This is a genomic window from Thermus kawarayensis JCM 12314, assembly GCF_055393575.1.
On the sequence record NZ_AP043756.1, the window covers coordinates 1,578,122 to 1,601,685 of the forward strand.

Annotated in this window: 22 protein-coding genes; 5 read left to right on the forward strand and 17 right to left on the reverse strand. The window is 68.8% G+C overall.

From position 1 onward, the window contains the following. The first annotated feature begins 88 nt into the window (after positions 1 to 88). Positions 89 to 535, forward strand: a complete 447-nt coding sequence (locus ACZ5RK_RS08750) for an SAM-dependent methyltransferase (protein ID WP_464910075.1) — start codon at positions 89 to 91, stop codon at positions 533 to 535. A gap of 156 nt (positions 536 to 691) precedes the next feature. Here the strand turns inward: ACZ5RK_RS08750 and ppdK are convergent, their stop codons facing one another. Together ppdK and ACZ5RK_RS08760 are read right to left on the reverse strand one after the other, a co-directional pair. Further along, positions 692 to 3,307, reverse strand: a complete 2,616-nt coding sequence (gene ppdK, locus ACZ5RK_RS08755; protein ID WP_464908854.1) for a pyruvate, phosphate dikinase — start codon at positions 3,305 to 3,307, stop codon at positions 692 to 694. 67 nt (positions 3,308 to 3,374) lie between these two features. Next, on the reverse strand, positions 3,375 to 3,851 hold the full coding sequence (locus ACZ5RK_RS08760; protein WP_464908855.1) for a thioredoxin family protein: 477 nt from the start codon (positions 3,849 to 3,851) through the stop codon (positions 3,375 to 3,377). Between the two features lie 76 nt (positions 3,852 to 3,927). On the opposite strand from ACZ5RK_RS08760, the gene ACZ5RK_RS08765 reads away from it, so the two are divergent. Further along, a complete protein-coding gene (locus ACZ5RK_RS08765; protein WP_464908856.1) occupies positions 3,928 to 5,076 on the forward strand; it encodes an MFS transporter in 1,149 nt (382 codons plus the stop codon). On the opposite strand, the gene ACZ5RK_RS08770 is transcribed toward ACZ5RK_RS08765, so the two are convergent. The 14 genes from ACZ5RK_RS08770 to hpaI all read right to left on the reverse strand — a co-directional run bounded on the left by ACZ5RK_RS08770 (position 5,068) and on the right by hpaI (position 18,890). After that, positions 5,068 to 5,862: an SDR family NAD(P)-dependent oxidoreductase gene (locus ACZ5RK_RS08770; protein WP_464908857.1), complete on the reverse strand. Its 795-nt coding sequence runs from the start codon at positions 5,860 to 5,862 to the stop codon at positions 5,068 to 5,070. The two genes, ACZ5RK_RS08765 and ACZ5RK_RS08770, sit on opposite strands and share 9 nt — an antisense overlap. A gap of 119 nt (positions 5,863 to 5,981) precedes the next feature. Continuing rightward, positions 5,982 to 6,404 carry a thioesterase family protein gene (locus tag ACZ5RK_RS08775; RefSeq protein WP_054647758.1) on the reverse strand — a complete coding sequence of 141 codons (423 nt, stop codon included), beginning with the start codon at positions 6,402 to 6,404 and terminating at the stop codon, positions 5,982 to 5,984. A gap of 2 nt (positions 6,405 to 6,406) precedes the next feature. Then, on the reverse strand, positions 6,407 to 7,741 hold the full coding sequence (locus tag ACZ5RK_RS08780) for an AMP-binding protein (protein WP_054647757.1): 1,335 nt from the start codon (positions 7,739 to 7,741) through the stop codon (positions 6,407 to 6,409). Continuing rightward, positions 7,698 to 8,108 carry a hydroxyphenylacetyl-CoA thioesterase PaaI gene (gene paaI / locus ACZ5RK_RS08785; RefSeq protein WP_464908858.1) on the reverse strand — a complete coding sequence of 137 codons (411 nt, stop codon included), beginning with the start codon at positions 8,106 to 8,108 and terminating at the stop codon, positions 7,698 to 7,700. Before paaI ends, ACZ5RK_RS08780 begins: the two co-directional genes overlap by 44 nt. Next, on the reverse strand, positions 8,105 to 8,830 hold the full coding sequence (locus ACZ5RK_RS08790) for an ABC transporter ATP-binding protein (protein WP_464908859.1): 726 nt from the start codon (positions 8,828 to 8,830) through the stop codon (positions 8,105 to 8,107). The genes paaI and ACZ5RK_RS08790 overlap by 4 nt, the downstream gene beginning before the upstream one ends. Next, complete coding sequence (locus ACZ5RK_RS08795) at positions 8,830 to 10,578, reverse strand: branched-chain amino acid ABC transporter ATP-binding protein/permease (RefSeq protein WP_464908860.1); 1,749 nt, start codon at positions 10,576 to 10,578, stop codon at positions 8,830 to 8,832. Before ACZ5RK_RS08795 ends, ACZ5RK_RS08790 begins: the two co-directional genes overlap by 1 nt. Continuing rightward, positions 10,578 to 11,555 carry a branched-chain amino acid ABC transporter permease gene (locus ACZ5RK_RS08800; RefSeq protein WP_464908861.1) on the reverse strand — a complete coding sequence of 326 codons (978 nt, stop codon included), beginning with the start codon at positions 11,553 to 11,555 and terminating at the stop codon, positions 10,578 to 10,580. The genes ACZ5RK_RS08795 and ACZ5RK_RS08800 overlap by 1 nt, the downstream gene beginning before the upstream one ends. Before the next feature lie 3 nt (positions 11,556 to 11,558). Beyond that, on the reverse strand, positions 11,559 to 12,731 hold the full coding sequence (locus ACZ5RK_RS08805) for an ABC transporter substrate-binding protein (RefSeq protein ID WP_464908862.1): 1,173 nt from the start codon (positions 12,729 to 12,731) through the stop codon (positions 11,559 to 11,561). Between the two features lie 129 nt (positions 12,732 to 12,860). Continuing rightward, positions 12,861 to 13,817 (reverse strand): 3,4-dihydroxyphenylacetate 2,3-dioxygenase, encoded by a 957-nt coding sequence (gene hpaD / locus ACZ5RK_RS08810; protein WP_464908863.1) that lies wholly within the window; start codon positions 13,815 to 13,817, stop codon positions 12,861 to 12,863. Continuing rightward, on the reverse strand, positions 13,805 to 14,254 hold the full coding sequence (hpaC, locus tag ACZ5RK_RS08815; protein ID WP_464908864.1) for a 4-hydroxyphenylacetate 3-monooxygenase reductase subunit: 450 nt from the start codon (positions 14,252 to 14,254) through the stop codon (positions 13,805 to 13,807). Before hpaC ends, hpaD begins: the two co-directional genes overlap by 13 nt. After that, positions 14,251 to 15,702 (reverse strand): 4-hydroxyphenylacetate 3-monooxygenase, oxygenase component, encoded by a 1,452-nt coding sequence (hpaB, locus tag ACZ5RK_RS08820; protein ID WP_464908865.1) that lies wholly within the window; start codon positions 15,700 to 15,702, stop codon positions 14,251 to 14,253. Before hpaB ends, hpaC begins: the two co-directional genes overlap by 4 nt. A 10-nt stretch (positions 15,703 to 15,712) precedes the next feature. Further along, complete coding sequence (hpaE, locus tag ACZ5RK_RS08825) at positions 15,713 to 17,260, reverse strand: 5-carboxymethyl-2-hydroxymuconate semialdehyde dehydrogenase (protein ID WP_464908866.1); 1,548 nt, start codon at positions 17,258 to 17,260, stop codon at positions 15,713 to 15,715. Next, positions 17,257 to 17,997: a fumarylacetoacetate hydrolase family protein gene (locus ACZ5RK_RS08830; protein WP_464908867.1), complete on the reverse strand. Its 741-nt coding sequence runs from the start codon at positions 17,995 to 17,997 to the stop codon at positions 17,257 to 17,259. Before ACZ5RK_RS08830 ends, hpaE begins: the two co-directional genes overlap by 4 nt. Next, complete coding sequence (gene hpaI, locus ACZ5RK_RS08835) at positions 17,994 to 18,890, reverse strand: 2,4-dihydroxyhept-2-ene-1,7-dioic acid aldolase (RefSeq protein ID WP_464908868.1); 897 nt, start codon at positions 18,888 to 18,890, stop codon at positions 17,994 to 17,996. The genes ACZ5RK_RS08830 and hpaI overlap by 4 nt, the downstream gene beginning before the upstream one ends. Positions 18,891 to 19,037: 147 nt before the next feature. Here hpaI and ACZ5RK_RS08840 point away from each other — a divergent pair, with 147 nt between their 5' ends. Both ACZ5RK_RS08840 and ACZ5RK_RS08845 read left to right on the forward strand, forming a co-directional pair. Beyond that, positions 19,038 to 20,411 carry a PucR family transcriptional regulator gene (locus ACZ5RK_RS08840; RefSeq protein ID WP_464908869.1) on the forward strand — a complete coding sequence of 458 codons (1,374 nt, stop codon included), beginning with the start codon at positions 19,038 to 19,040 and terminating at the stop codon, positions 20,409 to 20,411. A gap of 23 nt (positions 20,412 to 20,434) precedes the next feature. Then, positions 20,435 to 20,851, forward strand: coding sequence for a hypothetical protein (locus ACZ5RK_RS08845; RefSeq protein WP_464908870.1), 417 nt, complete (start codon positions 20,435 to 20,437; stop codon positions 20,849 to 20,851). A 184-nt stretch (positions 20,852 to 21,035) separates the two neighbouring features. On the opposite strand, the gene serA is transcribed toward ACZ5RK_RS08845, so the two are convergent. Next, positions 21,036 to 22,601: a phosphoglycerate dehydrogenase gene (serA, locus tag ACZ5RK_RS08850; protein WP_464908871.1), complete on the reverse strand. Its 1,566-nt coding sequence runs from the start codon at positions 22,599 to 22,601 to the stop codon at positions 21,036 to 21,038. A 99-nt stretch (positions 22,602 to 22,700) separates the two neighbouring features. Between serA and ACZ5RK_RS08855 the strand changes: the two genes are divergently transcribed. Next, positions 22,701 to 23,543, forward strand: coding sequence for a DegV family protein (locus tag ACZ5RK_RS08855; RefSeq protein WP_464908872.1), 843 nt, complete (start codon positions 22,701 to 22,703; stop codon positions 23,541 to 23,543). Positions 23,544 to 23,564: the final 21 nt, after the last annotated feature.

Consider the following 23,564-nt stretch of genomic DNA (forward strand, 5'->3'; position numbering starts at 1 on the left):
CCTAGGAGGACGGAAGGGCCACTGCCCCTTTAGGCCTCAGGCCCAATGGTTCAGCGGCCCGTGGCCGTGGCCCAGAGGAGGCGCCCTCCTGGGGGCGGGCCCCGGGGACCCGGGGCTTCTCACCCTCAAGGCCTACCGCCTCCTCCAGGAGGCCCCCGTGGTCCTCCATGACCAGCTGGTGGACCAAAGGGTTCTTTCCCTCGTTCCCGGGGAAAAGGTCTACGTGGGCAAGGCGGAAGGGGAAAGCGGGAAGCAGGAGGAGATCCACCGCCTCCTCCTCCGCTGCGCCCGGACCCACCCCTGGGTGGTGCGCCTCAAGGGGGGGACCCCATGGTCTTCGGGAGGGGCGGGGAGGAGGTGCGCTTACTCCTTACCGGAGTCTTCACCCTACCTCTCACCCCCCTTCCCGAGCTTCCTCCTTGGGGGCAAGGAGGCGTCCCCAAACGGGGGCCTTGCGGCCGGGGTGGTAGACCTGGGCCAGGCCCCGGATTTGGGGGCCGGTGTGGGGGGAGGGGGCTGGCGCGGCTTGGGGTGAAGGGGAGGAGGCCTTCTTCCCACATGGCGTGGGGGGTTTTCCTTTGGCTGAGGACTCTCCTCGTGGTTTACCCCAACACCCCACGCCCGCATAGGGGCAAGCGTCCCACTACGGTGTGAGCCGTGATGGGAACCTGCATAGGACTTCCCCCGGCCTTCAGGCAGAGGCTTTCACACGCGGCGGGTACCCAGGGGCGGCAAGCCCCGCCTGGGCGGCGGCGAGCCTGGCGGTGAGGACCCGGAAGGGGCTCGCCGAGGTGTAGTCCAACAGGTCCGCCACGAACCGGACGCTCCCCGCCTCCCCCCCGTGCTCCCCGCAGAGGCCGAGCTTGAGCCTGGGGTTGGCCCGCCTTCCCTCCTCCACCGCCATCTTAAGAAGGCGCCCCACCCCCTTCTCGTCCAGGCGCTCCGTGGGATCTGAGGGGAAGAGGCCCTCCTCCACGTAGCGGGGCAGAAACTTCCCGGCGTCGTCCCGGGAGAGGCCGAAGGCCATCTGGGTGAGGTCGTTGGTGCCGAAGCTGAAGAAGTCCACCAGGGGAGCGATCTCCGAGGCCAGAAGGGCCGCCCTGGGGGTTTCTATCATGGTGCCGAAGGGGATGGGCCCGTACTCCTGGAAGAGTTCCTCGGCCAGGGCCCTGGCCCTCTCCACCTCCTTGGGGTCGGCCACCAGGGGGACCATGACCTCGGGACGGGGGTCATGCCCTTCCTCCCTTAGCTCCTTGGCGGCCTCCAGGAGGGCCTTTAGCTGCATGCGGAAGATGCCGGGTCTAAGGAGAAGGAGCCTTACCCCCCGGAAGCCCAGCATGGGGTTCAGCTCCCTTAAAGCCCTTGCCCGCTCCAGAAGGCGCCTGGCCTCCTCATCCCCGGTCTTGGCCTGCTCGGCCAGCTCCTCCAGGGGGGGCAGGAACTCGTGGAGGGGCGGGTCCAGGAGGCGCACGGTCACGGGGAGGCCGTCCATGGCCCGGAGGATCTCCTTAAAGTCCTCCTTCTGGAACCGGAAGAGCCGCTCCAAGGCCTCGGCCTCCTCCTCGGGGGTTTCCGCCAGGATGAGCCGGCGCACCCAAGGGATCCGGTCCTCCTGGAAGAACATGTGCTCCGTGCGGCAGAGGCCGATCCCCTGGGCCCCGAAGGCCCGGGCCCTCCGGGCGTCCTCCGGGGTGTCGGCGTTGGCCCTGACCCCAAGGCGCCTATGGGGTTCGGCCCAGGCGAGGAGCTTCTCCAAAAGGGCCTCCCCCGCAGCCTCCACCAGGGGCACCACCCCCAGGAACACCTCCCCCGTGCTCCCGTCCAGGGTGAGGAGGTTCCCCTCCCGGACCTCCACCCCGCCCACCAGGGCCCTTCCTTCCTCGGGGAAGACCCGCATGGCCTCCGCCCCCACCACCGCCGGCACCCCCAGGCCCCGGGCCACCACCGCCGCGTGGGAGGTGAGGCCGCCCCGGGCGGTGAGGATGCCCTGGGCGAGGTACATGCCGGTGATGTCCTCGGGGGTGGTCTCCGGGCGCACCAGGATGACGGGAAGCCCCTCGGCGTAGAAGCGCTCCACGGCCTCGTTGGAAAAGGCGGCGTGGCCCACCGCAGCCCCGGGGCTTGCCGGGAGGCCCTTGAGGAAGGGCTTGGGCGCCCTCTCCCGGTCCACGGCGGGGCGGAGGAGGCCGGGGAGGGCGTTGGCCTCCACCCGGAGGACGGCCTCTTCCTTGGAGATGAGGCCCTCTTCCGCCATCTCCACGGCGATCCTCACCGCCGCCTGGGCCGTGCGCTTTCCGGAGCGGGTCTGGAGGAGGTAAAGCCTTCCCCGCTCCACGGTGAACTCAAAGTCCTGCATGTCCCGGAAGTGGCGCTCAAGCCTTTCCGCCACGGCGAGGAGCTCCCGGTAAAGCCCCGGGGCGTAGTCCTTAAGGCGCTCCAAGGGCTCAGGGGTCCTCACGCCCGCCACCACGTCCTCCCCTTGGGCGTTCCTCAGGTACTCCCCGTAGAGGCCCCTTTCCCCGGTGGCGGGGTTACGGGTGAAGCCCACCCCGGTGCCCGAGTCCTCCCCCAGGTTGCCGAAGACCATGGCCTGGACCACCACCGCCGTGCCCAGGTCCTCGGGGATGCCGTAGATGCGGCGGTAGGTCCTGGCCCTGGGGTTCAGCCAGCTCCGGAAGACGGCCTCCACGGCCCCTTGGAGCTGGGCCCAAGGGTCCATGGGGAAGGGGGTGCCCCGGGCCTCGAGGTGGCGGAGGTACTGGAAGGCGAGCCCCTCCAGGTCCTCAGGCCCAAGCTCGGCGTCCGTCCCCGCCCCCCGCCCCTCCTTGAGGGCGGAAAGCATCTCCTCAAAGACCTCGGCCCTCTCCCCCAGGACCACCTCCCCGTACATGGCGAGGAGCCTGCGGAAGCTGTCCCAGGCGAAGCGGGGATTCCCCGTGGCCCGGGCCAGGGCCTCCACCCCTTCCAGGGTGAGGCCCAGGTTGAGGATGGTGTCCATCATGCCGGGCATGGAAACCGGGGCCCCGCTCCGCACGGAAACAAGGAGGGGAGGGGTCTTCCCCTCCCCCCGGCCGAAGCGCTTGCCTACTAGGCCCTCCAGGGCCGCCATCTTGGCCCGCACCTCCTCCCAAAGCCCCGGAACCTCCCCCGCCTTCAGGTACCGGCGGCAGGCCTCTGTGGTGACCACGAAGGCCGGAGGAACGGGAAGGCCCGCCCCCGCCATCTCCACCAGGCCGAAGCCCTTGCCGCCCAGGAGGTCCCGGGAAAGCCCCCGGGCCTCCGAAAGGAGAAAGACCCACGCGTCCATGCTCCCAGTCTGGGGCCCGGCGTGGAAGCGTGGAAAGGTGTAGTCCCGGAAGACCTACACCGCCCCGCTAGGAGGAAAGCAAGGCCCGCCACTCGGCCAGCATGGCCTGGGCGAACCGGGGGAAGGCCTCGTGGTAGGAGCGGACCAGGTCCGCCGGGGATAACCCCTCCGCCCTCCCCGCCTTAAGGAAGGCCCGGGCGGCCTCGGGGGGGCCGTGCCAGCGGGCAAGCTCCCCATAGGCCTCGTCCAGGAAAACCACGGTGGGCACGATGCGCTTCCCCTCCTTGGCGTAGGCCTCGGCGAGGTCCGGGTTCTCGTCCCGGAAGAAGAAGCGGACCTCGAGGGGAAGCCTCGCCAAAACGGGGATGGCCTGGACGCAGTCCGGGCACCAGTCCTCCACCAGGGCCAAGGCCCTCTTCGCCCGGGGCAAAGGCCCCAGGGGAGGGAGGTTCCTATAGAAGGCCTCCACCCGGGCCCGGTTCCTCTGCATGCGGGAAAGAAGCTCCTCGTAGCCAAGCCCCTCCCGGTAGCGCACCCCAAGCATGGTTCCATCCTTCCCAAGGCCAAGGGAAGGCGCAAGGAGGCCCCGCACCTTGGGCCTTGGGGCTAGACTTGCCCTTGTGGACCGCAGGCTGCTCGCCCTTCTCTCCGGGGTCCTCCTCGGCACAATCAGCGAAAGCAGCCTGGCCCCGGCCCTCCCCGTCCTGGCCAAGACCTACAGGGTCGGGCCGGAAGCGGCCCAGGGCGTGGTCTCCCTGGGCCTTTTTGGGGCGGCCCTGGCCTACCTTCCCCTGGCAGGCCTCGCCGGGCGGGTAGGAACGGGGAGGCTCTTCCGGCTTGGGCTTCTCCTTCACGCCTTCCTCGTCCTTCTCCTCGCCCTGGCACCCGGGCTCTTCTGGCTCTACCTCCTCCGCCTGCTCCAGGGGGTGGCCACGGCCATGGTGGTGGGCCTGGTGCCGGGCCTGGCGGCGAGCGCCTTCCCTAAGGCGCGGGGCTACGCCCTGGGCATGGTGGCCAGCACCGTGGCCGCGGGGACCCTCCTGGGCCCGGCCCTCGGGGGGCTTGCGGCCGGATGGGGCCTCCCCTTCGTCTTCCTCCTCCCCCTCCCTGCCGCCTTCCTGGCCCTTGCCCTCTCGGGCAACCTCCCCGAGCTCCCCCGGCAGGGGGGCTCTCTCCTAGGCCTCCTCGAGGCCCCCAGGTTCCTTCCCGCCCTCCTCGCCACCGGCCTCTACTTCCTCCACACCCTGGGAACCACCGTGGCCCTCTCCTTTCACCTGGGGCAGGAGGGCTTCTCCCCGAAGGCCATCGGGGGCCTCCTCCTCCTCGGGCCTTTGGAGCTCCTCCTCCTCGGGGCCTGGGCGGGGCGGAGGGCGGACCGGCTGGGGTTCGGCCGGGTGGCCCTCCTCGGGGCCTACCTCCTGGTGGGGGCGGGCCTGGCCTTCGCCCTCCTTCCCCTCCTTCATCCCCTCTGGGGTACCGCCACCGCCCTCGCCCTCCTGGGGGTGGGGCGGGCCCTCTTCCAGGCCGCCAACAACGCCCTCGTCCTTTCCCTGGCCCCCGTGGGGACGGAGGCGCTGGCCTCGGGGGCCCTCTCCGTGGCCCGGGCCCTGGGCCAAGCCCTGGGAAGCGCCCTCGCCGGGGGAAGCCTCGGCCTCTTCTACCGCCTCTTCCCCAACCACGGCCTGGCCTTCGCCGCCACCGCGCTCCTCCTCACCGCCCTCATGGGGCTTTCCACCCTCCTCATCCGGGCCCGGGAGGGGTCAGGTTAGGAGGTGGGCCATCCGGCGCTGGATGATCCGGGCGGCCAGGGCCGGGCTGAGGCGGCAGAGGAGGTCCATGGTCTGGGCGTCCCTGCCCAAGAGCACCCGGAAGGCGTCCCGTTCCACAGCCTCCAGGAGGCGCCTGGCCGCCACCTCGGGCTCGAGGACGGGCACCTCCACTCCTTCCGCCCTCGGGACTTCCACCCCCGAGTGCTGGGCGATGCCCGTGCGCATGGCCCCGGGCAGGACCAAGGTGACGCGCACCGGGGTCCCCTGGAGCTCGGCCCAAAGGGCCTCGGTGAGGAGCTTCACCGCCGCCTTGGAGGCCCCGTAAAGGGCCTGCCCCGGCACGGGCACGAAGGCCCCCATGCTGGAGACGTTCACTATGTGGGCCTCGGGGCGCTTGAGGAGCCTTGGCAGGAAGGCCCGGGTCATGTAAAGGGTGCCCCAGAAGTTCACCCGCATCACCCGCTCCACAGTGGCCTCGTCCAGGTCCAAAAGGCGTTTGAAGGGCTGGATGACGCCGGCGTTGTTGATGAGGCCGTCCACCTGGCCGTGGGCCCTCTCCACTTCCTCGGGCAGGGCTGCCACCCTTTCCTTGTCGGTGATGTCCAGGGCGTGGAGGCTTAAGCCTTCCCCGTGGCTTCCCGCCTTGGCCTGGGTCTCCCGGAGCCCCTCCGCCCTGAGGTCCACCGCCGCCACCCTCGCCCCCCGCTGGAGAAGCCCCAGGACCAGGGCCTGGCCCAGGCCGCTTCCCGCGCCGGTGACCACCACCACCTTCCCCGCGAGGCGCATGGCCTCAGTCTACGCCACCCCTCCGCCCCAGGGCCAAAAGATCGGCGCAAAACCCACCCTGCTGGCGAGGCCAAGGGAAAAGGCAGGGAAAACTTCCCCACCAGGCCCCAAGAAGGAGGCTAGGGCGAACGTGTAACCTCCCAGCGCTCCCTAAGGCGGCGGAAGATGGCCTCCACCTTGGCCTTGGGGAGGATCACCTGCTCCGTGCGCCCCACCCCGATGAGGTCCCCGAGCTCGTTGAAGGCTTCCATGGTGGCGTGGACCCGATTTCCCTCGGTCTTCTCGTGGCGGGCCACCACCTTAACCCGCATCCCCGGGAGGGCGGAGGCCAGGTGGCGCACCTCCACGTAGCTCCCGATCCCCTCCTCCCCCTCCTCCAAAAAGGGCAGGATGATCTTGCGGCCCGCAAGCTCCATGTGCTTGGCCATCCAGTAGGTGGCGTAGACGGGGTGGACGGGGCCCAGTTCCTCAAAGTTCACCGTCATCTCGGGGGTGACCACGGTCTCAAAGACCGCCTCGTAGCCATCGGGGATGGGGCGCATGGCTACTTCCTCAGGTCCAGAACCCGCCTGAGCTTCCCCCCCTCGCTTCTCGGGGCCTGGCCCGGGGGAAGGAGGGTGACCTTCATGGTGACGCCGATGTTGTCCTTGATCTTGCGGGCGATCCTCTCCCTCAGGGCGTGGAGCCGGTGGTCCGCCTCAATGACCTCGTCGGAGAGGGCCTTCTGGCCGATCTCCCGGAAGAAGACCTCGGAGACCTCCACCTTAAGCTCGGCCTCGTCCAGGGTGCCCTCCCGCCGGACCACGATCTGGTAGTAGGGCTCCACCTCGGGAATCCCCAGAAGCACCGCCTCCACCTGGGTAGGGTAGACGTTCACCCCCCGAATGATGAGCATGTCGTCGGTGCGGCCCAGGATGGGCCCCATGCGCACGTGGGTGCGGCCGCAGGCGCAGGGCTCGTAGGTGAGGTAGGTGAGGTCCCCGGTCCAGTAGCGGAGGAGGGGCATGGCCTCCTTGGTGAGGGTGGTGAAGACCAAAACCCCCACCTTCCCCTCGGAAAGGGGCTCCCCGGTGTCCGGGTCCACCACCTCGGGCAGGAAGTGGTCCTCCCAGATGTGGCTTCCTTGGCGCTCCTCCACGCACTCGTTGGAAACACCGGGGCCGATGATCTCGGAGAGGCCGTAGATGTTGGTGCTCCGCACCCCCAGGCCCTCGTCCACCTGCTTCCTTATGGCCTCGGTCCAGGGCTCGGCGCCCAAGACGGCGTACTCCAGGGAGAGCTCCTCCGGGGGAACCCCCCGCTTCCTGAACTCCTCCGCCAGGGTCTGGGCGTAGGAGGGGGTGCAGGAGATCACCTCGGGGCGGAAGTCCTGGAGGAGCAGGATCTGCCTCTCCGTCATCCCCCCGGAGACCGGCACCACCGTCATCCCCAAGGCCTCGGCTCCGGCGTGGAGGCCCAAGCCCCCGGTGAAAAGGCCGTAGCCGTAGGCGTTGTGAAGCATCATCCCAGGTCCCGCCCCGGCCGCCGCCAAGGAACGGGCCACCACCTCGGCGAAGACCCCGAGGTCGTTTTTGGTGTAGCCCACCACGGTGGGCTTGCCGGTGGTGCCGCTAGAGGCGTGGATCCTGGCCACCTCCTCCCTCGGCACGGCGAAGAGGCCGAAGGGGTAGTGGTCGCGGAGGTCCGTCTTCTTGGTGAAGGGGAGTTTGGGGAGGTCCTCGAGGCCCCTAAACCTCTTGGGGTCCACCCCGGCCTCGTCCAGAAGCCTCTTGTAAAAGGGGACCCGCTCGTAGACGTAGGCCACCACCCGCTTAAGCCGTTCCTCCTGCAGCGCCCTAAGCTTCTCCCTGGAGAGGGTTTCCAGTTCCGGCTGGTACATCATCCCCATCACCTCCCAAGCGGAAGACCGTTCCCGTGAAAAGGGCCACGAGCTTACCCCCAAAGACCACCTCCACCCGGTAGGTGGCCGTGCGCCGGGAAAGGTTCACCTCTTTTGCCCTCGCCTCCACCTCCGCCCCCAAGGGGAGGGGCCGGAAGTAGTCCATGCGGCAGGAGAGGGCCACCGCAGGCCCCCGGGAGTTAGAGGCCAAGGCGAAGGCGCTATCCGCCAAGGCGTAGAGGAAGCCCCCGTGGGCGGTGCCGTGAAGGTTCAGGTGGCGCGCCTCCACCCGCCCCGCCACCACCGCCTCCCCCGGGGAAAGGGAGAGGACCCTTAGGCCCAAGGCCTCCATAAAGGGGTCCCTCATCCCTCCTCCACCTCCCGCGCCGCCCCCAGGTAGGCCTCCACCACCCGGGGGTCCTGGCGGAGGGCCTCCGCCCTCCCCGAAAGGACCGCCTCCCCCGCCTCCAGCACCAGCCCCTGGTCCGCCAGGGCAAGGGCTACCTTGGCGTTCTGCTCCACCAGGAACAGGGTCACCCCCTCCCCCTTGAGCCCCGCCAGGATCCGGTAGATCTCCTGCACCATCAAGGGGGCGAGGCCCAAGGAAGGCTCGTCCAGAAGGAGGATTCTGGGCCTGGCCATGAGGGCCCGGCCTATGGCCAGCATCTGCTGCTCCCCCCCGGAGAGGGTGCCCGCAAGCTGCCGCCGCCTCTCCCAAAGCCTGGGAAAAAGACGGTAGACCCGCTCCAGGTCGGCCCGGAGGTCCTCCCCCTTCCGGAAGCGGGTAAACCCCCCGAGGAGAAGGTTGTCCTCCACGGAAAGCCCCGGGAAAAGCGCCCGCCCCTCGGGCACCAGGACCACCCCCCGCCGGAGAAGGGCCTCGGGGCTCGGCCGGGGCACCGCCTCCCCGTCCAGGTACACCCGCCCCTCGGCCCGGGCCAGGCCCAGCAGCCCCCGTAGGACGCTGGTCTTGCCCGCCCCGTTGGGGCCGATGAGGGCCAGGGCCTCCCCTTCCGCCAAGGTAAAGGAGACCCCCCGCACCGCCTCCAAGGCCCCGTAACGCACCGTGAGGTTCTCCACCTTTAGCATCAAGCCGCCTCCCCCAGGTAAGCCTCCCGCACCAAGGGGTTCCTCTGCACCTCCTTGGGGGTACCCTCGGCGATCTTCTCCCCGTAGTTCATCGCCACCACCCGGTCGGCCAGGCCCATGATGAGGTCCATGTCGTGGTCCACGATGAGGATGGTGTACCCCTCCCGGGCCAGGGCCTTGAGGAGCTGGGCGAGCTCCCGCTTCTCCCCGGCCCTTAAACCCGCCCCAGGTTCGTCCAGGAGGAGGATCTCCGCCCCCGAGGCGAGAAGGCGGGCGATCTCCAGAAGGCGCTGCTGCCCCGCGGTAAGCCGGGCGGCAGCCTCCAGGGCGAGCCCCTCCAGGCCCACCCGCTTGAGGGCCTGGTAGGCGGTGGCCAAGGCCCTCCCCTCCTCCTTGCGGTGGAGGCCGAGGAGCACCCGGAAAAACCCCGCCCGGGTCCGGGCGTAGGTGCCTAGGGCGGCATTCTCCAGCACGGAAAGCTCCGGGAAAAGGTGGGGGTGCTGGAAGGTCCGCCCCAGGCCCAAAGGGTGGATGCGGTGGGGCGGAAGCCGCGTGATCTCCCTTCCCAAGAGGAAGACCTTGCCCCCGTCCGGCGGGATGGCCCCGGTGAGGAGGTTGAAGGTGGTGCTCTTCCCCGCCCCGTTGGGGCCGATGAGGGCCAGGATCTCCCCCCGCCTGAGGGTGAAGGAGACGTTGTTCACGGCGAGGAGCCCCCCAAAGGCCTTCTTGAGGCCCTGGGCCTCCAAAACCACCTCTCCCCGGGCGCCGGAAGGGGCCGGAAGGGGCAGGGGCTCGGCCCGGGGAAGGTCCCCCTCCTTCTGGGGCAGGAAGCGGGCCAGAAGGGGGAAAAGCCCCCGGGGGGCCAGGAGGAGGATCCCCGCCAGCACCAAGCCGTAGGCGATGGTCTCGTAGTTCCCCTGCCGCCCCAAAAGGAGGGGAAGGAGGTCTTTAAGCCAGTCCTCGAGGCCGGTGAAAAGGGCCGCCCCCAGAAGCACCCCGGGGATGGTCCCCACCCCCCCCGCCACGGCCATCACCAGGTACTTGATGGAGGCCTCCAGGGAGAAGGGCGTGGGGTTCACGAAACGCAGGAAGTGGGCGTAGAGGAAACCGGCCAGGCCCGCCATAGCCCCCGCCAGGAGAAAGGCCTTGAGCCGCAAGAGGGCAGGGTCCACCCCGAAGCTGGCCGCCGCCAGGGCGTCCCCCCGGAGGGCAAGGAGGGCCCGGCCCAGACGGCTAAAGCGCAGGTTGTAGAGGGCCAGCACCCAGAGGACCAGGACCAGGAGGCTTAGCAAGCCGTAGCGGAAGGCGTTGTCCAGGGGAAGGCCCAGGAAAACCAAAGGGGGCAGGTCGGTGAGCCCGGTGTGCCCCCCGGTGAGCCCCACCAGGTTGCCCGCCAGGATGTAGAGGGCCACCTGCCAGGCGATGGTGGAAAGGGGCAGGAAGTGCCCCTTGAGCCGCACGGTGAGCCCCCCGAGGACCAGGGCCAGGAGAAGGGAAAGCCCCAGGCCCACCCCCAGGCCAAGCCAGGGGGAAAGCCCCGCCTTCACCGTGAGAAGCGCGGTGGCGTAGGCCCCCATGCCCATGAAGGCCGCCTGGGCAAAGCTGGTCATGCCCGCAAGGCCGGTGAGGACGTAAAGGGATAGGGCCACCAGGCCCGAGAGGGCGAAGAAGTTCAGGAGGGTGAGGTAAAAGGGAAAGGGGGACAAGGCCAAGGGCAAAAGGAGAAGCAAAAACCACCCGTAGCGCATCACTCCTCCACCGAACGCGCCCTGAGGCTCTGGAGCAAGAGGGCGGGCACCAGGAGCAGGAAGACCAAGGCCTCCTTGTAGGCGCTGGCGTAGAAACTGGTAAAGCTCTCAAAAAGGCCCACCAGCACCGCCCCTAAAAAGGCTACCGGGTAGCTCAAAAGCCCCCCCAGGATGGCCGCCACGAACCCCTTCAGACCCAGCATGAACCCCATGAAGTAGGCGGCGTTGATCAGGGGGGCGAGAAGAAGCCCCGAGAGGGCCGCCATGAGGCTCGCGATGGCGAAGGCCACCATCCCCGCCTCCTCCGGACGGATGCCGCAAAGCCTGGCCCCAAGCCGGCTCTCCGCCGCCGCCAAAAGGGCCTTGCCGTAGAGGGAGAGGCGGAAAAAGAGGTAAAGCCCCCCCACGGCCACCAGGGCGAAAAGGAGGACCAGCACCCCCTGCCAGGAAAGCCCCACCAGGACCTCCCCCTCCACCAGGGGGGCGGGACGGAACTGCTCGGGGCCGAAGAAGACCAGCCCGAGCCCCTGGTAGGCCACGTGGAGCCCCACGGCCATGATGAGGTAGGCCAGCACCGTGGCTTCCCGAAGGGGTTGGAAGAAGACCCGGTAGGTGGAAACCCCCAGGTAGACCACAAGGCAGGCCGCCGCCAGGTAGGCCAGGGGAGGCGCCTTTAGGGCCAAGAGAAAGAGGAGAAACAACCCCGCCCCGCCCAGGAGGGGCAGGAGGGCCCCCCGGCCCCGGGCCAAGAGGGCCCAGGCCGCCCCCAGGGCCAGGGCCAGCCAGAGGGTCCCGGGCAGCTTACCCGCCTGGAGCCAGACCAGGGAGAGGGGGGCGAACATCATGAGCTCCCCGATGGGCACCAGGATCACCCGGGTCACGGCGAAGACCAGGACCAGGGCCAGGGCCAGGAGGCCGTAGATCACCCCGTTCTGCAGGGCATCCAGGAGGAGAAGGCCGAGGATGGTGGCGTCCATGGCCTAGCGGAAGGTGCGGATGAGCTTCCAGCGGCCCCCTTCCACCTGCACCATCACCGCGGCGTCCTCAAAGCGGAGGCCCAGGTGGTCCTCCTTGCTATAGGTGAAGACCCCGTGGGTGGCCACCAGGCCCTTGGTGGCCTCAATCTCGTCCCTCAAGGCGGCGCGGAAGGCGGCGAGGTCCTTTCCGGGGTCCGCCTTCTTGAGGGCCCGCTCCAGGGCAGGCTTCAGGATGAGCCAGGCGTCCCAGGCGTGGGCCCCGAAGGTGGAGTAGCTTCCGATGCCGTACCTGGCCTCGTAGCGCTGGATGTAGTCCAGGGCCACCCGCTTGGAGGGGAAGGTGCCGGGAAGCTGCTCCGCCACCAGGATGGGCCCGGCGGGGAGAAGGGTCCCCTCCACGTCCTTGCCTCCCACCCTGAGGAAGTCGGGGTTGGCCACCCCGTGGGTCTGGTAGACGAGGCCCGCGTAGCCCCGCTCCTTCAGGGTGCGCTGGGGAAGGACCGCGGGGGTGCCGCTCGCCCCCACCAGCACGGCGTCGGGCCTGCGGGCGAGGATCCTTAGGGCCTGGCCGGTGACGCTGGTGTCCGTGCGGTTGTAGCGCTCAGAAACCACCACCTGCAAGCCCTTGGCCTTGGCCTCGGCTTCAAAGAAGCGGGCCCACCCCTCGCCGTAGGCGTCGTTGAAGCCGATGTAGCCCACGGTCTTCACCCCACGGGCCACCATGTCCGCCACGATGGCCCGGGCCATGAGCTCCTCCGTCTGCGGGGTCTTGAAGACCCAGAAGCGCTGGGCGTCCACCGGGTAGATGATGTCCTTGCTGGCGGCCAGGGAGATCATGGGCATCTTGGCCTCGGCCACCACGGGGATCATGCCCAAGGAGGCCGGGGTGGTGGTGGTGCCCACCACGGCCACCACCCCCTCCTCCGCCAGGCGCCTGGTGTTGCGCACCGCCTGGGTGGTGTCGGAGGCGTCGTCCAGGATGACGAACTCCACCTTCCTCCCCGCCACACCCCCCGTGCGGTCCAGAAGGTCTTGCAGGAGAAGGAAGGTGTTCCGCTCGGGGATGCCCAAGGAGGCGGCGGGTCCCGTGGCCGAGACCACCACCCCCACCTTCAAGGTGCCCTGGGCCCATGCGGATAGGGCCAACGCCAAAAGGGGTACCAACCAACGCTTCATGGTTCTCCTCCTTTTTCCCACCGGGCCGGGGCCCGGAGTGGGGACGAACAAACACCCGTTCGGTTCGGGTTCTAGTGTAAGAAGGGACCTTTGTCCCGTCAAGGCCCGGGCTGGAACCGGGCCCTGGCCTTAGGTCACGTGCTCCGGCAAGCCCGCAAGGGCCGAAGGCTCCGTGGGCACGGGCCTTTCCTCGAGGTCCAAAAAACGGCTTCCCTCCAGGAACCAGCTCTTGGGCGTGCGGTGCCCCCAGAGGGTCTGCCGCCTGGGGTCGTTCAGGCTCCAGCGCACCGGGGGCAGGTCGGGGTCCACGGTGAGGTAATCGGAGGTGTAGAGCTCCAGCCGGTGCCCGTCCGGGTCCTTGAGGTAGAGGAACATGGCGTTGGAGATCCCGTGCCGCCCGGGACCCCTTTCTATCTGGTCGGTGCGCATGGCCCCCGCCAGGATGTCCGCCGCCTTGAGGATGGCCAGAGGGTCGGGAAGCCAGTAGGCGAAGTGATGGAGCCTGGGGCCCTCCCCGTTGGTGAAGGCGATGTCGTGGACGTTCCCCTTGCGGTGAAGCCAGCTCGCCCAGAGCCTCCCCTCCTCGTCCTCGGTGTACTCGGTGAGGCGGAAGCCCAGGACCTCCTGGTAGTAGCGGGTGGCCTCGGAGACCCGGGGGGAGAAGACGTTGAGGTGGTCCAGGCGCAGCACCCCGGGCCCCCGGTACTCGTGGTAGTTCTGGAGTACCCGGGGAAGCTTCTCCGCCTTGAAGTAAAAGGCCAGGGGGTAGCCGAAGGGGTCCTGGACGCGGAGGATCTCGGGCCTATTCCAGTCGGACTCCAGCCGGTGGGGAAGCCCTTCCTGCCGCACCCAGGCCAGGCCCTGCTCCAGGCCCTTCTCGTCCACCTTGAAGCCCAAGGCGCGCACCGCCGGGAAGGGGGCCTGGGTGAGCTTCAGGCTCCACTCCAGCTCCTCGTAGCCCCGGAGGTAGGCCACTTTCCCCTCCCTCCTCTCCAGGCGGAAGCCCAGAAGCCCCTGGTAGAACTCCAGGCTTTTCTCCAGGTCCCGTACCCAAAGCTCCAGAAACCCCACCCTCACGATGGCCATACCAACCTCCTGTAGCCCCTCTGGAAGTAGACCAAAGGAGGCCCCGCTCCCCCCAGCTCCACCGCCTCCACCAGGCCCACCACCAGCCGGTGGTCCCCCCCGGGGTAAAGGGCGTGGAGGCGGCAACGGAGGACGGCCAGAGCCCCGGGCACCCTTCCCTCCAAAAGCCCCACCCCCTCCTTGGGCCTCCCCGCGAAGTGCTCGGAGACCCCCTCCTGCCCCTCCCGGAGGAGGCTTACGGTGAAGGCCTGGGCCTCCTCCAGTAGGGGGAGGAGCCTGGCCCGCTCCGAGATCCCCAGGGCCACCAGGGGCGGCTCGAGGCTTAGGGACATGAAGGCGGTGGCCGTCATGCCCCTCTCCTCCTCCCCAAGCCTCGCCGCCACCACCGCAACCCCGCTGGCGAAGCGGCTCAGCGCCTCCTTGAAGGCCTCCTTCACGCCCGGACCTCCTCAAACACCGCCAGGCTGGCCTTCAGGTACTCCCGGATGCGGGCCTTGTAGGGCTCCTTGTCGTAGACCCCAAAGAGGGTCTGGTACATGCGCACGGGGTCGCCGAAGAAGAAGCGCTCGTAGAGCTCCTGCCTGGCGCCGAAGCCCGAGAGGGTCATGTCCCAGGCCAGGCGGAAGAGGGCCACCCGCTCCTTGGCCTCGAGGGTGGCCCCTTGCAGGTACTTCTCCAGAAGGGGGGCCAAGGGTCCCTTGAAGTCCCTCTCCGAGGGCAGGGTGATGAGGCCGGAAGCCCCGATCTGCTCCAGGATCTCCCGGATCCTGGGGTAGAGCCGCGGGTAGAGGTTCCTGGCCCCGTCCAAGGCCGCGCGGTCCGGCACCAGGAGGCCATAGGCGTTCTCCTTGGCCTCCTCCTCGGCCCTCGTCCAGAAGGCCCGCATGGCCTCGAGGTAGACGATGATCTCGGCGATCTTCTCCTGCACGTGGCCGTAGGCGTCCGCCCCGATGCCCTCGGCCATGAGGGAGGCCACCCCCAAAAAGGCCTCGGTCTTGGCCGTCTTCAGGGCCACCACCTGGTGGGCCATGTGGTGGAGGGCCCCGGTGGCGGCATAGGCGTTGTTGCAGAGCTCCACGTTCCCCAGGATGAAGACCCTTTCCCAGGGCACCAGGACGTCGTCAAAGACCACCAGGCAGTCCATCTCCTCGAGGCGGCTGGAGAGGGGGTGGTCAAAGGGGCTCTCCCCGCCCACCAGGCCTTCCCGGCAGACGAAGTGGAGGCCGGGGGTGGAGGTGGGGAGGGCGAAGGCGATGGCGTACTTCTCGCTTCCCGGCCCCTCCTTGAGGAGGGTGGAGGGGAAGATGAGGACCTCGTCCGCCAGGGGGAAGGTGGCCGTCATCCGAGCCCCCCGGACCACGATCCCCTTCTCCGTCTGCCGGACCACCCCCACGGGAATGTAGGGATCGGGCTGGGCGGAAGGGGGCTTGGCCCGGTTCACCTGGGGGTTGGTGAGGGCGTGGGTGGTGGCGAGGTCCAGGTCCCGGAGGTGGCGGTAGTAGTTCCGGACGTTCTCGGCGAACTCCCCGAAGTAGTCGGCGCTGGCCGCGTAGGCCGTGACCACGGCGTTCAGGTAGTCGGGGCTCCGCCCCATCATCCCCAGGTTCTGGTCGGCCCAAAGCTTGTAGGCCCGTCCCCTCCGCTTCAGGTCCTCCTTGGTCTTGGGGATGAGGAAACTCATCCCGTGCCGCTTCCCGTCCTCCTCGTAGGTGAGGGCCTCCCGGTAGCGGGGGTCGTGCTGCAGGTCGTAGAGGGCGGCCATGGTGCGCACGATCCCCCGGAAGACGGGGTGGGCGGTGGGGTCCTCCACCTTCTCCCCCTTGTACCAGAGGTTGGGGGGCCTCTCCTTCAGGGCCTCCAGGTACTCCGCGCCGGTTCTCGCCATACTCCCTCCTTCACTTCCCGAACCCGGGCACATGGGGGGGCCTGAGGGGAAGGGCCACGCTCTTCAAGTCGGTGTAGAAGTCCAGGGCGTAATGCCCCCCTTCCCTCCGGTCCCCGCTTCCCTTCACCCCGCCGAAGGGCGTGGGCAGGTGGCGGACGTTGTGGCTGTTCAGGTAGACCATCCCGGCCTCCAGCTCCAGGGCAAGCCTATGGGCCCTCTCCAGGTCCCGGGTGAAGACGTAGGCGGCAAGGCCATAACGGGTGTCGTTGGCCTTCCTCAAGGCCTCCTCCTCGTCCTTGAAGGGGATGGCCACGAGCACGGGGCCGAAGATCTCCTCCTGGGCGATTTTCATGTGATTCTCCCCCAGGAAGAGGGTGGGAAGCAGGTAGTTCCCGGCGGAGAGGTCCTCCCCCCGGAAGGAGACCTTGGCCCTTTCCCCGCCCACGAGAAGCCTCGCCCCTTCCCTCTTCCCCGCCTCTATGTAGCCCAAGACCCGCTCCAGGTGCTCCGGGTGGATCAAGGGCCCCACCTCCGTCTCCGGGTCCAGGGGGTGGCCCACCCGGATCCTTCCCGCCCTTTCCGCCACCCTCGCCACGAACTCGTCAAAGATGCGCTCCTCCACGAGGAGCCTGGAGCTTGCCGTGCACCTCTCCCCGTTGAAGGAGTAGACCTGGAAGACCACGGCGTCCAGGGCCCGCTCCAGGTCGGCGTCGGCGAAGACCAGGGCGGGGCTTTTGCCGCCGAGCTCCGGGGAGAGGCGCTTGAGGTTTTGGGCGGCGTTTCGCATGACGATCTTCCCCGTCTCCGTCTCCCCGGTGAGGGTGAGGAGGGGGACCAAGGGGTGGGCCACCAGGGCCGCCCCCGCCTCCTCGCCAAAGCCCTGGACCAGGTTGAAGACCCCAGGGGGAAGGTCCGCCTCCCTTAGGATCTCCGCAAGCTTCGTGGCGGTGAAGGGGCTCCACTCGGCGGGCTTCAGGACCACGGTGTTCCCGAAGGCCAGGGCGGGGGCGATGCGCCAGGTGGAGAGCATGAGGGGGGCGTTCCAGGGGGTGATGATGCCCACGGGGCCCGTGGGGACCCGCACGGTGTAGTAGAGCCAGTCCCGGTCCACGGGGTAGGTGCGGTCCTCCATGGCGTGCTCGGCGTACTCGGCGTAGAAGGCGAAGTTCTCCGCCGCCCGGGCCACCTGGGCCCGCACGATCCTCAGGACCTGCCCCGCGTCCAGGCACTCCATGACGGCGAGCTCGTCGGCGTGCTTCTCTATGAGCTCGGCGATCCTTAAGAGGTAGCGCTTCCTCTCCTTGGCCTGGGTGCGGCTCCACTTGGCGAAGGCCTCGTGGGCCGCCCTGGCCGCCCGGTCCACCTCCCTTTCCCCGCCCCGGGCCGCCACGCCTAAGACCTCGTTCGTGGCGGGGTCCAGGGAGGGGAAGGTCTCCCCGCTTTCCGAGGGAACAAACTCCCCGGCGATGAAATGGAGGGCGGGCCTTTCCTTAAGGCGCCGCCGCACCTCCTCAATCCTTTCCCAGGGAATCCCGGCCACCTGGTCGGCGTATTTCATGGTTCCTCCTCTATGGGGTTTTCCAGGGCCCCGAGGCCCTCTATCTCCAGGCGCATCACGTCCCCGGGGTGGACCTGGCTTATGCCCTCGGGGGTGCCGGTGAGGAGGACATCGTAAGGCTCCAGGGTCATGAACTCGGAGACGAACTCCAAAAGCTCCGCCACGGAGTAGAGCATCCTCGAGGTGTGCCCCTCCTGCCGGAGCTCCCCGTTCACATAGGCCCGAAGCCAGAGGTCCTGGGGGTCTTCCACCTCCTCCACCACGAGGAAGGGCCCCAGGGGGAGGAAGGTGTCCCGCCCCTTGGCCCGGATGGGGGGGCGGAAGGTATTGGTCACGTAGTCCCGGGCCACCAGGTCGTTGGCGATGGTGTAGCCCAGAACGTAGTCCAGGGCGTCCTTGGCCTTGACCCGCTTCATGGGACGGCCCACCACCACGGCGAGCTCCACCTCGTAGTGGACGAACCTGGCCCCCTTGGGGTAGAGGACCACCCCCTTGTGGGGAAGGAGGCTAGAGTTGGGCTTCCAGAAGAGGGCGGGCTCCTCGGGGCGCTCTAGGCCAAGCTCCTCGGCGTGGCCTTGGTAGTTCAGGGCCACCCCCAGGACCTTCCCGGGGGTGAAGGGGAGGAGCCAGGCCACGGCCTCGGGGTCGTGGGCCTCCCCCGCCTCGTCCAGGAGGAGGCCTTCCCGGTAGACCCCCTGGTGGACCCTTCCCTTGGCGAGAAAGCGGGCGAGCTTCACACCGCCTCCTTCCTGGGGACGAGGCCGTAGCGCTCGGCCATGCGCCGAAGCCTTTCCTCCACCTCGGGGGTGGTGGGCCCGAGGGGAGGCCGCCACTCCCTCTCGCAAAGCCCCATCCAGGAAAGCACGGTCTTCAGGGGGATGGGGTTCGTGTCCCAGAAGATGGCCTCGTTGGCCTCCAGGAGGTAGTAGTGCACCTCCCTCGCCCCCTGGTAGTCCCCGGAGAGGGCCCTTTCGCAGAGGAGGGCCACCTCCCGGGGCAGCCAGTTGGCGGTGGCGGCGATGGTCCCCACCGCCCCCAGGCTCATCATGGGGAGGGTGAGGCTCTCCAGGCCGCAGAAGACCAGAAAGTCCCGCCCCGCCTCCTGGAGGAGGTGGGAAACGTACTCCAGGTCCTTGGAGGAGTGCTTGAGGCCCACGATGTTGGGGAAGTCCCGCCGCAGGCGGGCCACGGTCTTGGGGGCGATCTCCACCCCCGCCCTTCCGGGGATGTTGTAGAGGAGGAGGGGGAAGTCCGGGACCGCCCTCGCCACCTCGGCGAAGTAGCGGTAAAGCCCCTCCTGGTTGGGCTTCACGTAGTAGGGGACGATGACCAAGGCCCCCTGGGCCCCGGCCTCCTGGGCGAAGCGGGTGAGCTCCAGGGTCTCCTCCAGGCGAAGCGCCCCGGTCCCCGGGATCACCGGCACCCGGCCCACCACCTGGTCCAGGACCACCTCCATGGCCCGCTTTCTCTCCTCCAGGGTCTGGGTGCCGGGCTCTCCCGTGGTGCCCCCCACGCTCACCCCGTGGGAGCCTCCTTGCACCACCCGTTCGGCAAGGCGCCTCAGGGCCTCCTCGTCCAGCCTCCCGTGGCGAAAGGGTGTGGGTAAGGGCGGTATGGACCCGTGGAACATGCCTCTCCTTTCGCCTCCCAGGATGCCCCCGGGCGCGATGGGGGGACAACTGGGGCTTTGAACAACTACCCTTTTATCTTTGTCCACAAAAACAAACGAGGTGCCCCTTGCCGGCGGAGGAAACAGGGATTATGGTTAAAATGAACAATGCAAGGTGAGTCCTTTGGAGAAGACCCCATAGGCTTCGCGGCCCTTTGCCGGGACCTGGGCCTAAGGGTCCTGGTGTCCTCGGAAAGGCCCGTCCTCTACCTGCTCCCCGAGCCCCGGCCCCTCCTCTCCCAGGAAGGGGCCCTGCTCCTCTTCCGTCCCGAGGGGAGCCTCTTCCGCCACCGCTCGGCCTCGGGCTTCCTCCTGCCCGAGCCCTACCCGGAGGTGGAAGCCTTCTGCCGGAGGGAAGGCCTGGGCCTGGCCCTTTACCCGCCCTGGCTTAAGAAGGAGGAGGTGGAGCGGGCCCTGGCCTCGAGGCTCTTCGCCCTGGGCCCCGGGCTGGCCCTGGCCGGGCTTTTGGACCTTCTGCTGAAGCTTCCCCCCAGACCCCTCCTGGAGGTCCTCCACCAGGCCACGGGCCTGGCCCTAGCCCAGGTGGCCCCTTGGGGGGAGGTCCTGGCCTTCGCCGGCCCCGTGCCCCCCCAGCACCCCAAGGAGCCGGGGGAAGGCCGGGGGTACCTGGCCTTGGAGGCGGGGGAGGGGGTCTTGGCGGCCTACGGGGAGGAGGGCCTTCTCAGGCAGGCCGTGGGGCTTCTGCAGGTGGCCTCCCGCCTCCTCCGCCTCAGGGCCATGGAGCGAAGCCTGGAGAGGATGCAGGAGGAGTCCCTGGGCGGGGCCCTCCTGGAGGGCCTCATCCTGGGGGAGGCCGAGCCCGAGCGCCTCTTCGCCTTCGGCTTCACCGAAGGGGTGGAGTGGGTCCTGGCCCTGGTGGAACCCCCGGCCATCCCCGGCCGCCACCGCCTGGCGGAGGAAAGGCGGCGGGAGGCCACCCTGGAGCTTCGCCGCCGGGCCGGGACCTACCTGGACCGCCTGGGAGTGCCCTACCTCCTGGGGGTGCGGGGCAACCGCCTGGCGGCCATGTGGCAGGTGCACAACCCCAAGAAGGAGGCGGAAAGCCTCCTGGCCGCCCTCCCCTCGGGAAGCCGCCTGGGCTACTCGGCGGTGCACGCCGGGGGCGGGGTGCAGGAGGCCTACCGGGAGGCCCTCATCGCCCTCAAGGCCGCCCGCCCCGGGGAGGCCCTTTCCTTCACCGGCTTGGACCCCGTGGCCTTCGTCCTCCTGCAGCAGTCCCCGGAGGACCTCAAGGCCCTGGTGGAACGCTACCTGCCCCTGCCCCCCAAGCTGGTGAAGACCCTGGAGGCCTACCTCCAGGCCCACACCCTGGAGGAGGCGGCCTCCCGCCTCAACGTCCACCCCAACACCCTGCGCTACCGCCTGAAGCGCATGGAGGCCTTCCTCGGCCCCCTCTCCCACCCCGAGACCCTGGCCCGGGTGCACCTGGCCCTGAGGGCGCGGGAACTCCTTCTGGGCTGAGCCCCCAAGGTACAATGAGGGGCATGAAAAAGCTGGCCAGCCTGGTCCTCCTCGCCGTGGGCGCCTTGGCCCAGACCCTGGTGGAGGTGACGGCGGTGGCCGCCCTGGCCTCGAGCCTGGACCCCGCCGTGCGCCTGCCCCAGGGAACCTACAGGGCAAGAGGCCTCGAGCCCATCCTGGCCCGTTTTCCCGAGGCCAAGGGCTACACCCTGGAGGCCTTCGCCGCCAAGGGCCTAACAAGCCGCCTCCACGCCGCCTTTGTCCAGCAGGTCCTCACCAACCTGGCCGCCGCCGGCTACTTCCTGGAGGGCCAGGAGGAGAAGGTGGTGGGCGGGGAGGTCCGGACCAAGTACGTGCTGAAGGACGGATTGGGGAGGATGGCCTTGCTCCTGGTGGTGCGCAAGGGGGACGAGCTGGTGTACGCCTTCGGAAAAAAGTAAGTGAGTTGATTCACGATTTCTGCGCTCGTGCCACAACTCTCCCCCCCTCGGGCCCCAGAAGAGGACGGCCCTAAGCGCCCGCGCCTGGGTTCTGCGACACGAAGGCCCAAGCCAGGGCGCCTTTCTCCCCCTTTCCTTCGCCCTGCCGGCTCGGGGAAGCTACCGGGGCCAGCACGGGGTGGCATCAGAGTTCCACCACGTCCACCCGTTCCAACACCGGCAAGGCCCTCAGGGCCTCCAGGACCTCGGGGGTGGGCTTCTGGTCCACGGTGAGGACGAAGAGGGCCCGCCCCCCGGGCACGTCCCGCCCGAGCTGCATCCCGGCGATGTTCACCTTGGCCTCGCCCAAAAGGGTCCCCACCTGGCCCACCACCCCGGGGCGGTCGTAGTTGACGCAGACCAGCATGTACCCCTCGGGCACCACCTCCAGGGCGTAGTCGTCAATCCCCACCAGGCGGGGCCTCCCCCCGATGACCACCCCCCGGGCCCGGCGCTCCTCCTGGTCGGTGGAAAGCCTCACCTCCAGAAGCCTCGTGTACTCCCCCGCCTCCTCGGAGCGCAGGGTGGTGAGGGCGATGCCGCGGTCCTTGAGGAGGGGGCGCGCCGAGACCAGGTTCACCGCCTCCTCCCCCAGGACCCGGGAAAGGAGTCCCTTGGCCACGGCGCCGGCCACGGGCTCGGGGTCCTTCTCAAACTGGCCCAGGAAGCGCACCTCCAGGGCCTGGGGCCGGCCCCGGGTGATCTGGGCGAGGAGCTTCCCCAAGGCCTCTCCCAGGGGCAAAAAGCCCCGCAGGGCCTCCAGGGCCTCGGGGTCAAAGCCGGTGTTCAGGGCGTAGGAGAGGTCCCCTTCCAGGGTGCGCACCACCCGCTCCAGAATGGCCTCCCCCACCCTCTCCTGGGCCTCCAGCGTGTTCGCCCCCAGGTGGGCGGTGTGGACCACCCTGGGGTGGTGGATGAGGGGATGGTCCTTGGGCGGTGGCTCCTCGGCGAAGACGTCCAGGCCGGCGGCGAAGAGGTGGCCTTCCTCCAGGACCTCCAAGAGAGCCTTCTCGTCTATGATCCCGCCCCTGGCGGCGTTCACCACCACCGCTCCCCGGGGCAGGAGGTAGAGTTCCCTCCGGCCGATCATCCCCCGGGTCTCCTCGTTGAGGGGGGTGTGGACGGTGAGGAAGTGGCTCTGCCTTAGGAGGTCCTCGAGGCTCTCCAGAAGCTCCACCCCCAGGCTCTCCGCCCGGGTCTTGGGGATGTAGGGATCGTAGGCCAGGACCCGCATCTCAAAGCCCTTGGCGAAGCGGGCCACCTGGCTTCCGATGCGGCCCAACCCCACGATGCCCAAGGTCTTCCCTTTTAGCTCCAGGCCCAGAAACCTCCGGTCCCACTCCCCGGCCCGCACCTTCCGGTCGGAAAGGGCGATGCCCCTGGCGGCCGCCAGGAGAAGGCCGAAGGCGAGCTCGGCGGCGGAGCGGGTGTTGGCCTCGGGGACGTTCACCACCAGGATGCCCAGGCGGCTTGCCGCCTCGAGGTCCACGTTGTCCACCCCCACCCCGCCCCGGCCCACCACCTTAAGCCGCTTCCCCCGCCTGAGGAGCTCGGCGTCCACCTGGGTGCGGCTTCGGGTGATGAGGGCATCGTAGGCGGGGATGACCTCCAGAAGCTCCTCCCGCCCGATGCCCGGCCGGTAGTCCAGAAGGACCCCGGGGTACTTGACGTCCCCAAGCCGCATGTCGTCGGAAACCAGCACCCGCCACATATACCCTTGACCCTAGCACGAAAAAAGCCCCTGGGGCAAGGCTTCCGCTACACTACACCGGGCCCCTGTGGTATCCTGGGCCGGAACAAGAGGAGGCCTATGAAGGTAGCCTTGGTAACCGACTCCACCGCCGACCTACCCAAGCCCCTTCGGAAGGACCTGGGCATCCGGGTGGTCCCCCTTTACGTGAACCTGGGCGGCCGGGTGTACCGGGACTGGGAGGAGATCACCCCCGAGGAGATCTTCCAAAGGGTGCGCTCCGGCGAGGCCTTCCCCAGCACCAGCCAGCCCTCCCCCGAGGACTTCGCCAAGGTGTACGCCGAGGCCCTCCAGGAAGCGGACCACGTCCTTTCCATCCACATCTCCAGCAAGCTTTCCGGCACCCTGCAGTCGGCGGAGCTGGCGGCAAGCCGGTTTCCCGGCCGGATCATCCTCTTTGACAGCCAGGCCGCCTCCTTGGGCATCGGCATGATGGTCCTCAGGGCCAAGGAGCTTTTGGACCAGGGCCAGGGGCTAAACGGAGTGGTGGCGGAGCTGGAGCGGATCCGGCAGGACCACTTTGTCCGCTTCACCGTGGCCACCCTGGAGTTCCTCAAGCGGGGCGGACGCATCGGCGGGGCCCAGGCCCTCCTGGGCACCCTCCTCAACATCAAGCCCATCCTCACCCTCAAGGAGGGCCGGGTGGAAACCGCAGGCCGGGCCCGGGGGGAGAGGAAGGCCCGGGAGGCGATCCTGGAGGACTTCCGCACCTGGGGGAAGGGGCGGCCCAGAATCCGGGCCTTCTTCCTCTACAGCGCCGAGGAAAGAGCGGTCAAGGAGCTCAAGGAGGGGGTCCTCTCCTCCGGGCTTCCCGTGGAAGAGGCCCTGGTAAGCGAGCTGGGAGCGGTGATCGCCAGCCACACCGGCCCCGGCACCTACGGGCTTTATGCCTACAGCCTCTGAGCGTCCTTTGCCGGACCCAGG

Coding starts and splice junctions, on each gene's coding strand:
- ACZ5RK_RS08805 (WP_464908862.1), bottom strand. CDS start 12,731: ATGAAGCGTTGGTTGGTACCCCTTTTGGCGTTGGCCCTATCCGCATGG.
- hpaB (WP_464908865.1), bottom strand. CDS start 15,702: ATGGCGAGAACCGGCGCGGAGTACCTGGAGGCCCTGAAGGAGAGGCCC.
- hpaD (WP_464908863.1), bottom strand. CDS start 13,817: ATGGCCATCGTGAGGGTGGGGTTTCTGGAGCTTTGGGTACGGGACCTG.
- ACZ5RK_RS08760 (WP_464908855.1), bottom strand. CDS start 3,851: ATGCTTGGGGTGCGCTACCGGGAGGGGCTTGGCTACGAGGAGCTTCTT.
- ACZ5RK_RS08800 (WP_464908861.1), bottom strand. CDS start 11,555: ATGGACGCCACCATCCTCGGCCTTCTCCTCCTGGATGCCCTGCAGAAC.
- ppdK (WP_464908854.1), bottom strand. CDS start 3,307: ATGGACGCGTGGGTCTTTCTCCTTTCGGAGGCCCGGGGGCTTTCCCGG.
- ACZ5RK_RS08840 (WP_464908869.1), top strand. CDS start 19,038: ATGCAAGGTGAGTCCTTTGGAGAAGACCCCATAGGCTTCGCGGCCCTT.
- ACZ5RK_RS08795 (WP_464908860.1), bottom strand. CDS start 10,578: ATGCGCTACGGGTGGTTTTTGCTTCTCCTTTTGCCCTTGGCCTTGTCC.
- ACZ5RK_RS08775 (WP_054647758.1), bottom strand. CDS start 6,404: ATGCGCCCCATCCCCGATGGCTACGAGGCGGTCTTTGAGACCGTGGTC.
- hpaI (WP_464908868.1), bottom strand. CDS start 18,890: ATGTTCCACGGGTCCATACCGCCCTTACCCACACCCTTTCGCCACGGG.
- hpaE (WP_464908866.1), bottom strand. CDS start 17,260: ATGAAATACGCCGACCAGGTGGCCGGGATTCCCTGGGAAAGGATTGAG.
- ACZ5RK_RS08770 (WP_464908857.1), bottom strand. CDS start 5,862: ATGCGCCTCGCGGGGAAGGTGGTGGTGGTCACCGGCGCGGGAAGCGGC.
- ACZ5RK_RS08790 (WP_464908859.1), bottom strand. CDS start 8,830: ATGCTAAAGGTGGAGAACCTCACGGTGCGTTACGGGGCCTTGGAGGCG.
- ACZ5RK_RS08845 (WP_464908870.1), top strand. CDS start 20,435: ATGAAAAAGCTGGCCAGCCTGGTCCTCCTCGCCGTGGGCGCCTTGGCC.
- paaI (WP_464908858.1), bottom strand. CDS start 8,108: ATGAGGGACCCCTTTATGGAGGCCTTGGGCCTAAGGGTCCTCTCCCTT.
- ACZ5RK_RS08780 (WP_054647757.1), bottom strand. CDS start 7,741: ATGTACCAGCCGGAACTGGAAACCCTCTCCAGGGAGAAGCTTAGGGCG.
- ACZ5RK_RS08855 (WP_464908872.1), top strand. CDS start 22,701: ATGAAGGTAGCCTTGGTAACCGACTCCACCGCCGACCTACCCAAGCCC.
- serA (WP_464908871.1), bottom strand. CDS start 22,601: ATGTGGCGGGTGCTGGTTTCCGACGACATGCGGCTTGGGGACGTCAAG.